Genomic DNA, 6,819 nt, shown 5'->3' with positions numbered 1-6,819 from the left:
TCTGCTGCGCGACTTCTATAAGCGCCTGACTGAAAACGGAAAACCAGGAAAGGTTGCTGTCATTGCCATCGTCAGAAAAATGGTCACGATCCTCAATGCGAGAATGCGTGACCACTATGCTTTAATACTTGACGGTTAATACCGCTGCTTTTTGTATCTTTGTTGGGATTTGGGCGCTAAACCGCGCGGAACAGTCCGGTCGATGTCGGCTTTTCCGGGCGACGCTTGCGCATAAGCTTCAGCATCGTCTCGATCGTGATCGACAATAACGTTGCATGGGTGATCTCTTCGATCTCATCCATCACCAGCGTCAAAGCGGCCCCGGCATTGGTATCCTGCACAATGCTGTTGGACGGGCTTGTCCCGACCTCCTCAAACAGCTGCACAACATCAAGAAGGGTCGTGCGCTTGGCATTGCCACAGAAACGATAGCCGCCACCGGCCCCACGGACAGATTCAACCAACCCGGCCCGGCCCAGATCGCGCAGGACCTTTGCCAGATGGTTGGTCGAGATATTATAACGCTCGGCAATTTCCGATGCCGAAAGCTGGCGATCGGTATCTTCGGCCAGCTCCAACACGGCATAGAGGGCAAACAGCGTTGCCTTTTGCAAGGACATCATCGGCTTATTCCCCCTCGTCCATATCTGTTTCCAGCTGGATGAACGGCCCGGCCATCATCCCCTGTGCGCGGAAGAACGACATCAGATCGGTCGCATCGCGCGGGATCATGGTACGGACCTTGGTCACACCGGCATTGCGGAAACAGCGGCAGATTTCATTATAAAGGATCGTACCGATCCCCCCCATGCGCAGGTCCGGCTCGACGCTGACGGTGCCAACCCAGCCACACGGGACGGAATTGAATTCCCATGACCGGACTTCGCCAAAGATACAGCCCAGAAGCGTTCCGTTTTCCTCGGCAATCAGGAAGAAGCGGGAATCCTTGCGGTTGCCATAACGGGTGAACAGATCGTCCCAATAATCGGGCTTGCGCAAACCTGTAGTCCGGTCATCAAGATCGACAACATTGGCAAGGTCTGCCTCGACCGCCGGACGGATATTGATTTTATGCTCGCCAATGGTAACCAGGTTATATCCTGGCGTGTTTTGCGCAGCGTCCACCATACGTGCCTTTCAGTATATCGGCTGCCAATGCCTGATCATGTCAAATCGCGTCAGACCGTATCAGACAATGTCAGCCTCCCCCGGCTTCCGGCAGGAGAATAACCACAATCGAAATAAGTAAATTGGTACGATTATACTACACTGCCCGGATGGCAAACGGCAATGATAAGTTCCGCTGCAGGTGCGAGCGTTACCGCCCGAAACACAAGCATTCCAAGGAATTGAACCACATACTTGTATTCCTCGATTCTTGCAAGCCTGCGGCAACCTTTTGATACACAAATTCTGTTGCACCGCACCCCGTCCCCATACAGGATCAGCTGGCAAAAAATACCCTGCGACGCGACGCAAAGATTGACAGAAACGCGAAGTCATGGCTTATCGCGCAGCAGGAATTATGTACAGCCGGTCGGGTATTTGGCAAAATCTACCCTTCCGCCAAGACCGTTCCCAGGGTGGTTATCAACCCGATTTCTTATCGTCCAAAGGAGTGTGGCACGCCATGGCGCGCAACGGTTTCGACGCAATCGATCGCAAAATTCTTCGTGAAATTCAGGAAGATGGTCGCATCTCCATGGTCGAACTGGCGGACAAGGTCGGCCTGTCCGTGTCGCCCTGCCTGCGTCGCCTGCGCAAACTCGAAGAAAGCGGCGTCATCCGCAAGTATGTCGCCCTTCTTGATCCGGCCCATCTTCAGCTTGGTGTGAACGTCTTTGTCACCGTCTCGCTGACCCAGCATGACGAACCGTCGCTCCGCCGCTTTGAAAGTGCGGTTCAGGAACACCCGGAAATTGTTGATTGCTATGCCATGGTCGGCAATCAGGACTACATGATGCGTATCGTCGTGCCCGATCCGGCCGCCTATCAGCGCTTCCTGTCCGAAGTCATGATGAAGCTGCCTGGCGTTGCCAACATGAAATCAAGCTTCACCCTGCACGAAGTCAAAAACAGCACCACCCTGCCGGTCGCTGACGCCGACTGACCTTTGCTGCGACAGCAACCAGTCGCTATGCCGCAACCTGTCGTCGATCTGGAATGATCGTCGGAAACAGCACGATCAATGTCAGTCCGCGCAGCAGGAAGAACCCGTTAAACGCCGCCCACAGGAAATGGTTGCTGTCCATCACGACTGCCCACCAGGCAAAACCGGCATAAATCGCGACCGAGACCAGCATCATGTTTCGCCAGTGCTTGGTCTGCATTGCGCCCAGAAACACCCCGTCAAACTGAAAGCCTAGCACACCGGTTACCGGCAGGATCGCCGCCCAGATCAGGTATTCATACGATGCTGTGCGGACCTCGGGAATACTGGTCAGGGCATCAATGATCCACGGCCCGGCCAAGGCAAAGATGGCCGCCATCACGATGGCTGAAATAATACCCCAGACGGTTGTCTTGCGTACCGCCCACAGGAACTGTTTGCGCTTCGCAGCCCCATAGGCCTGCCCGACAAGCGTTTCGGCCGCATGGGCAAATCCATCCAAGGCAAACGATCCAAACATCAAGAAGTTTTGCAGAACCGCGTTGGCGGCAAGGGTCACCTCGCCAAACCGTGCGGAAAAACTGGTAAACAGTGCAAAGGCCGATGTCAGCGCCATGGTCCGGATAAAGATATCGCCATTGATCTTCATCAGCCGCGCCAACTGGCTGCGATCCAAAAGCCCGATCCCGCGCCATGTCCCGCCAAGCCGTTTTAAATGCGGCTGCATCAGGAACCAGCCCAGCACCACGCCGGAATAATCGGCAATCACCGTCGCCCCCGCGACCCCGCGAACATCCCAGCTGAACCCTTGCACAAACAGGATATCCAGAATGATGTTCAGCGAGTTCAGAACCACCTGAAAAATAAACACCGCCCGACTGTCCCGCATGGCCAGCAACCAGCCCAGCATGCAGTATTGCATCAATGTTGCCGGTGATGCCCAGATCCGCACATGGAAATAATCGCGTGCGGCGGCCTCGACCGCGGGTGTTGGCGCAATCAGGGTCATGGCCAGCTCAATGATCGGCCATTGCAACACCATCACCGCCAAGCCCGCAACAACCGCAATCAGGGCCGCACGGGCAAACACTGCCCGAACGCCAGTGGCGTCACGCCTGCCATAGGCCTGGGCGGCAAGGCCGGTGGTGGCCATGCGCAAGAAGCCAAAGCTCCAGAACACATAGGAAAAGATCAGCGCCCCGACGGCGACCGCACCGATATAATGCGGGCTATCGAGATGCCCGACCACAGCCGTATCAACCGCGCCAAGCAACGGGACAGTGGCGTTGGACAAAATGATCGGCAGGGTCAACGCCAGAACGCGTTGATCACCCTTGCCAAACCAGCGGCGCGTGCGGTTCATCTGGACCTCGGGTTATGGAATATGCTGCGGGGCATCCGGCAAACCGGAAGAAATCTTGTGGCACAGAATGACAGGCGGCAAAAGACGCGTTTTACTAACCAGCTGTCCAAAAATCCACATCGTTAACTTTTGTCCCAAGCCATGCAGCTTCTGCGCAAACTATCTCTCGAATGTGCTGTGTCTCGCGCGGCAACTTATGGAGTTCTTCAAACAAGAGAATTCAGAATGACATCCTAACTAATTGTTTTTATGAATTAATTTTAACTCCGGAATATCATGATATTTTAAATTAGAAAATACGCAGAATTTATACCAAGGCATAGAAAATCAAGACTAAAACCTTGCGCTGGGCCGATTTATGCCGTGATTTACGCAAAAACCGTCCGTCCATCCACAAAGTTACCCACAGGCTGAATGAGCTTTGCATTTCGCCCAAGCCCATCCTTGGGTGACGCATGGGCTTCAGGACAAAAAATGCTGGTGGTCGGGGGGCTGCGTTGCTAAGCAAGTGCAAAGGGAAAATCAGGAAAGCACGTATGAGCACCGACACATTGTTATCTGGTCCGACCGCCCCAGCGACATCGGGCACCACCAAAAGCGTTGTCATTTTGCTGCATGGCTATGGCGCGGATGGAAATGACCTGATCGGTCTGGCGCCGCATCTGGCACGCGCCCTGCCCGACACCGCATTTTATTCGCCCAACGCACCTTTCCCCTGCGAAATGTCGCCGTTCGGACGCCAGTGGTTTAGTCTGGCCGAATATGATCCGGAATTCCTGCGCCGTGCGCCGGAAACCATGTCAGGTGCGCTTGCTGCCATGGCAGAAGGTGCGCGCAAAAGTGCCAGCTATGTCGACGATTTCATTGATCAAGTCATGGAAACCCAAGGTGTGACTGCCGATAAAGTCGCCCTCGCTGGCTTCTCGCAAGGCACGATGATGTCACTGCAAACCGCCCCGCGCCGCGCAGATCAGATCGCCGGTGTTGTCGGTTTCTCTGGCGCATTGCTGGGCGAACAAAGCTTTGCCGCAGAAATCAAATCGCGCCCGCCGATGGTCCTGGTCCATGGCACCGCGGATCCGGTCGTCCCGATCGAGGCATCCCGCCTTGCCAAAGAAACGCTGGCCGCCAATGACATTGACGTCAGTCTGCATGAACGTACCGGTCTGCAACACGGTATCGACGAAGAAGGGCTTGGCATTGCCGTCGAATTTCTCCGCAACAGACTGCACTAATCAAAAATTAGTGCCACAGAAAGAGATATCGAAAAGCACCTTATCTTGAACGTAAGGTGCTTTTTTTTCTGCCTGATCGTCCCAACATAACCGCATTATTGCTTGATTTTCAGGCACAATAGCAGCGCGGCAATCAATAAAACCTTTCTTTGACATCACCTTACATAAATTCAGTGTGCAGAAAGTTGGTGCTTTCCACCACAACGAAAACTATACTTCTCTACAATACTACTTCTTTAAACTATACTAAAGAAAACACTTAATCATAAGTTTGTGCGCTCTGGCGCAAGGAAACGCAAGAAAACGGGAACTGATCATGCTTCAGAACATACGAATTGGTCAAAAAGTCGCCAGTTTGTCGCTGCTGTCTCTGCTCGCCTTGCTGGCGATTGCCGTACTTGAACTTCAAACGTTGCGCAGCGGGATGCTCGAAGACCGCAAAGACAAAATTCAGACAACTGTTTCAATGCTAGTAACAGCTGCCCAGTCCTATCAGGACCGCGTTAGCAGCGGCGAACTTTCCCAGGAAGAGGCCGTGACAGAGTTCTACCGATGGAGTACGGCAGCACGGTTCGATGACGGCACCGGCTATTTCTTTGCCTATGACGAAAACGGGATCAACAAGCTCCATGGTGCGAAACCGTCGCTTAACGGCACGGATATGAGCCAGGTTAAAGACCCTACGGGCAACTTCATCGTGCAGGACCTCTTGGCTGCGGCTCAAAATCCCGGCGGAGGCTTCTTCTCCTATTTCTGGGTAAAACCCGGCGAACCCGAGGACAAGCTGTTCGAGAAGCTTTCCTATTCCGCTATGCTACCATGGGGCGATGCAATAGGCACCGGCATCTACATTGATGATGTGGATACCGCATTCTGGGAGCAGGTCGTTTTCGTCATGGTAATCATTGCAATTGTTATTGCCCTGATGATTGCATTCTCACTTGCGATAGGCCGTAACATTACAGGTGGGCTGAATAAACTCTCTGCCCGCATGACCGAAATCGCTAATGGCAAACTAGAAGGCGAGATCGAAGGTCAGGACCGCGGCGACGAAGTCGGCGATATGGCCCGTACCGTTGTCGCTTTCCGTGAGCAGGCACTGGAAAACCGGGAACTTCAGAACCGTCAGAAGGAACTGGAAGCCCAGGCAGACAAGCAACGCCGCCAGGACATCACCGATATGGCCGACAGTCTCGAAGACCGGGTCAAAGGGCTTATCCGCTCGATTGCTGGCTCCATCACCGAGATGAAGCAAGCCACATCCACGATGGAAGAAGCCAGCAACACCAACAGTACGCTGGCAGCGGCTGTGGCGTCTGCAACCACCCAGACCTCGACCAACGTGCAAACGGTGTCGTCTGCGACCGAGGAACTGACAGCCTCCAGTGATGAAATCGCCCATCAGATTTCCCAGTCTGCCGAGGTTGCCAATCAGGCCAACGAACAGGCCACCCGCACCAACCAGACGGTTACCGGCCTTGCCGACGCAGCCCAGAAAATTGGCGATGTCGCCAAGCTGATCGGCGATATTGCCGAACAGACTAACCTGCTGGCTCTGAACGCTACCATCGAGGCGGCCCGTGCCGGTGACGCCGGCAAGGGCTTTGCAGTTGTCGCAAGCGAGGTCAAAAACCTCGCCAACCAGACCGCCAAGGCGACCGAGGAAATCAATCAGCAGATCCTCTCGGTTCAGAATGAAACCGGCGAAGCGGTCGAGGCGATCCGACTGATTTCCGAAACCATTGCCCAGGTCGCGGATAGCTCGACCGCGATTGCTGCTGCAGTCGAGGAACAGCACGCAGCAATCGGTGAAATCTCGCGCAATGTTCAGCAGGCAGCTGACGGCACCAGCGAAGTGTCCCAGCGGATTGAAACCGTCAATGAAAATGCCGGTCATGTCTCTTCGGGCACGGGACAGCTTGCGCATTCTGCTGAAAAACTGGTTGATGAAGCACAGTCGCTTGATGAGGCGGTTGAAACCTTCCTTGCCGATCTGCGCAAACGCGCGACCGACTAGGCTACACTTACATCGATACCATCCAACGGGCTGGGGCGAAATGCTCCAGCCTTTTTTTGTTTTTGACAAAAGGATGAAATGGCTTTTGCCGGAT

Annotated in this window: 6 protein-coding genes and 1 pseudogene; 4 read left to right on the top strand and 3 right to left on the bottom strand. The window is 54.2% G+C overall.

Annotated elements, in window-relative coordinates:
• A pseudogene (locus ACXAF0_RS19665) lies at positions 1-139 on the top strand (IS110 family transposase); the annotation flags it as partial.
• 37 nt (positions 140-176) lie between these two features.
• Here ACXAF0_RS19665 and ACXAF0_RS19660 read toward each other — a convergent pair.
• Positions 177-623, bottom strand: coding sequence for an Rrf2 family transcriptional regulator (locus ACXAF0_RS19660; protein ID WP_062957798.1), 447 nt, complete (start codon positions 621-623; stop codon positions 177-179).
• A 4-nt stretch (positions 624-627) separates the two neighbouring features.
• A complete protein-coding gene (locus tag ACXAF0_RS19655) occupies positions 628-1,128 on the bottom strand; it encodes a GNAT family N-acetyltransferase (protein WP_475347520.1) in 501 nt (166 codons plus the stop codon).
• A gap of 502 nt (positions 1,129-1,630) precedes the next feature.
• Between ACXAF0_RS19655 and ACXAF0_RS19650 the strand changes: the two genes are divergently transcribed.
• Positions 1,631-2,110 (top strand): Lrp/AsnC family transcriptional regulator, encoded by a 480-nt coding sequence (locus ACXAF0_RS19650; protein WP_475347519.1) that lies wholly within the window; start codon positions 1,631-1,633, stop codon positions 2,108-2,110.
• Positions 2,111-2,135: 25 nt separating this feature from the next.
• Here ACXAF0_RS19650 and ACXAF0_RS19645 read toward each other — a convergent pair whose 3' ends face one another.
• Positions 2,136-3,473, bottom strand: coding sequence for an MATE family efflux transporter (locus ACXAF0_RS19645; RefSeq protein ID WP_475347518.1), 1,338 nt, complete (start codon positions 3,471-3,473; stop codon positions 2,136-2,138).
• A gap of 536 nt (positions 3,474-4,009) precedes the next feature.
• On the opposite strand from ACXAF0_RS19645, the gene ACXAF0_RS19640 reads away from it, so the two are divergent.
• Complete coding sequence (locus ACXAF0_RS19640; RefSeq protein ID WP_475347517.1) at positions 4,010-4,708, top strand: alpha/beta hydrolase; 699 nt, start codon at positions 4,010-4,012, stop codon at positions 4,706-4,708.
• A 316-nt stretch (positions 4,709-5,024) separates the two neighbouring features.
• Positions 5,025-6,725 (top strand): methyl-accepting chemotaxis protein, encoded by a 1,701-nt coding sequence (locus tag ACXAF0_RS19635; RefSeq protein ID WP_475347516.1) that lies wholly within the window; start codon positions 5,025-5,027, stop codon positions 6,723-6,725.
• Positions 6,726-6,819 lie beyond the last annotated feature (94 nt).

It is taken from the genome of Thalassospira sp. ABD4_177 (assembly GCF_056160125.1).
This window is presented reverse-complemented; position numbering and strand designations above follow the sequence as displayed.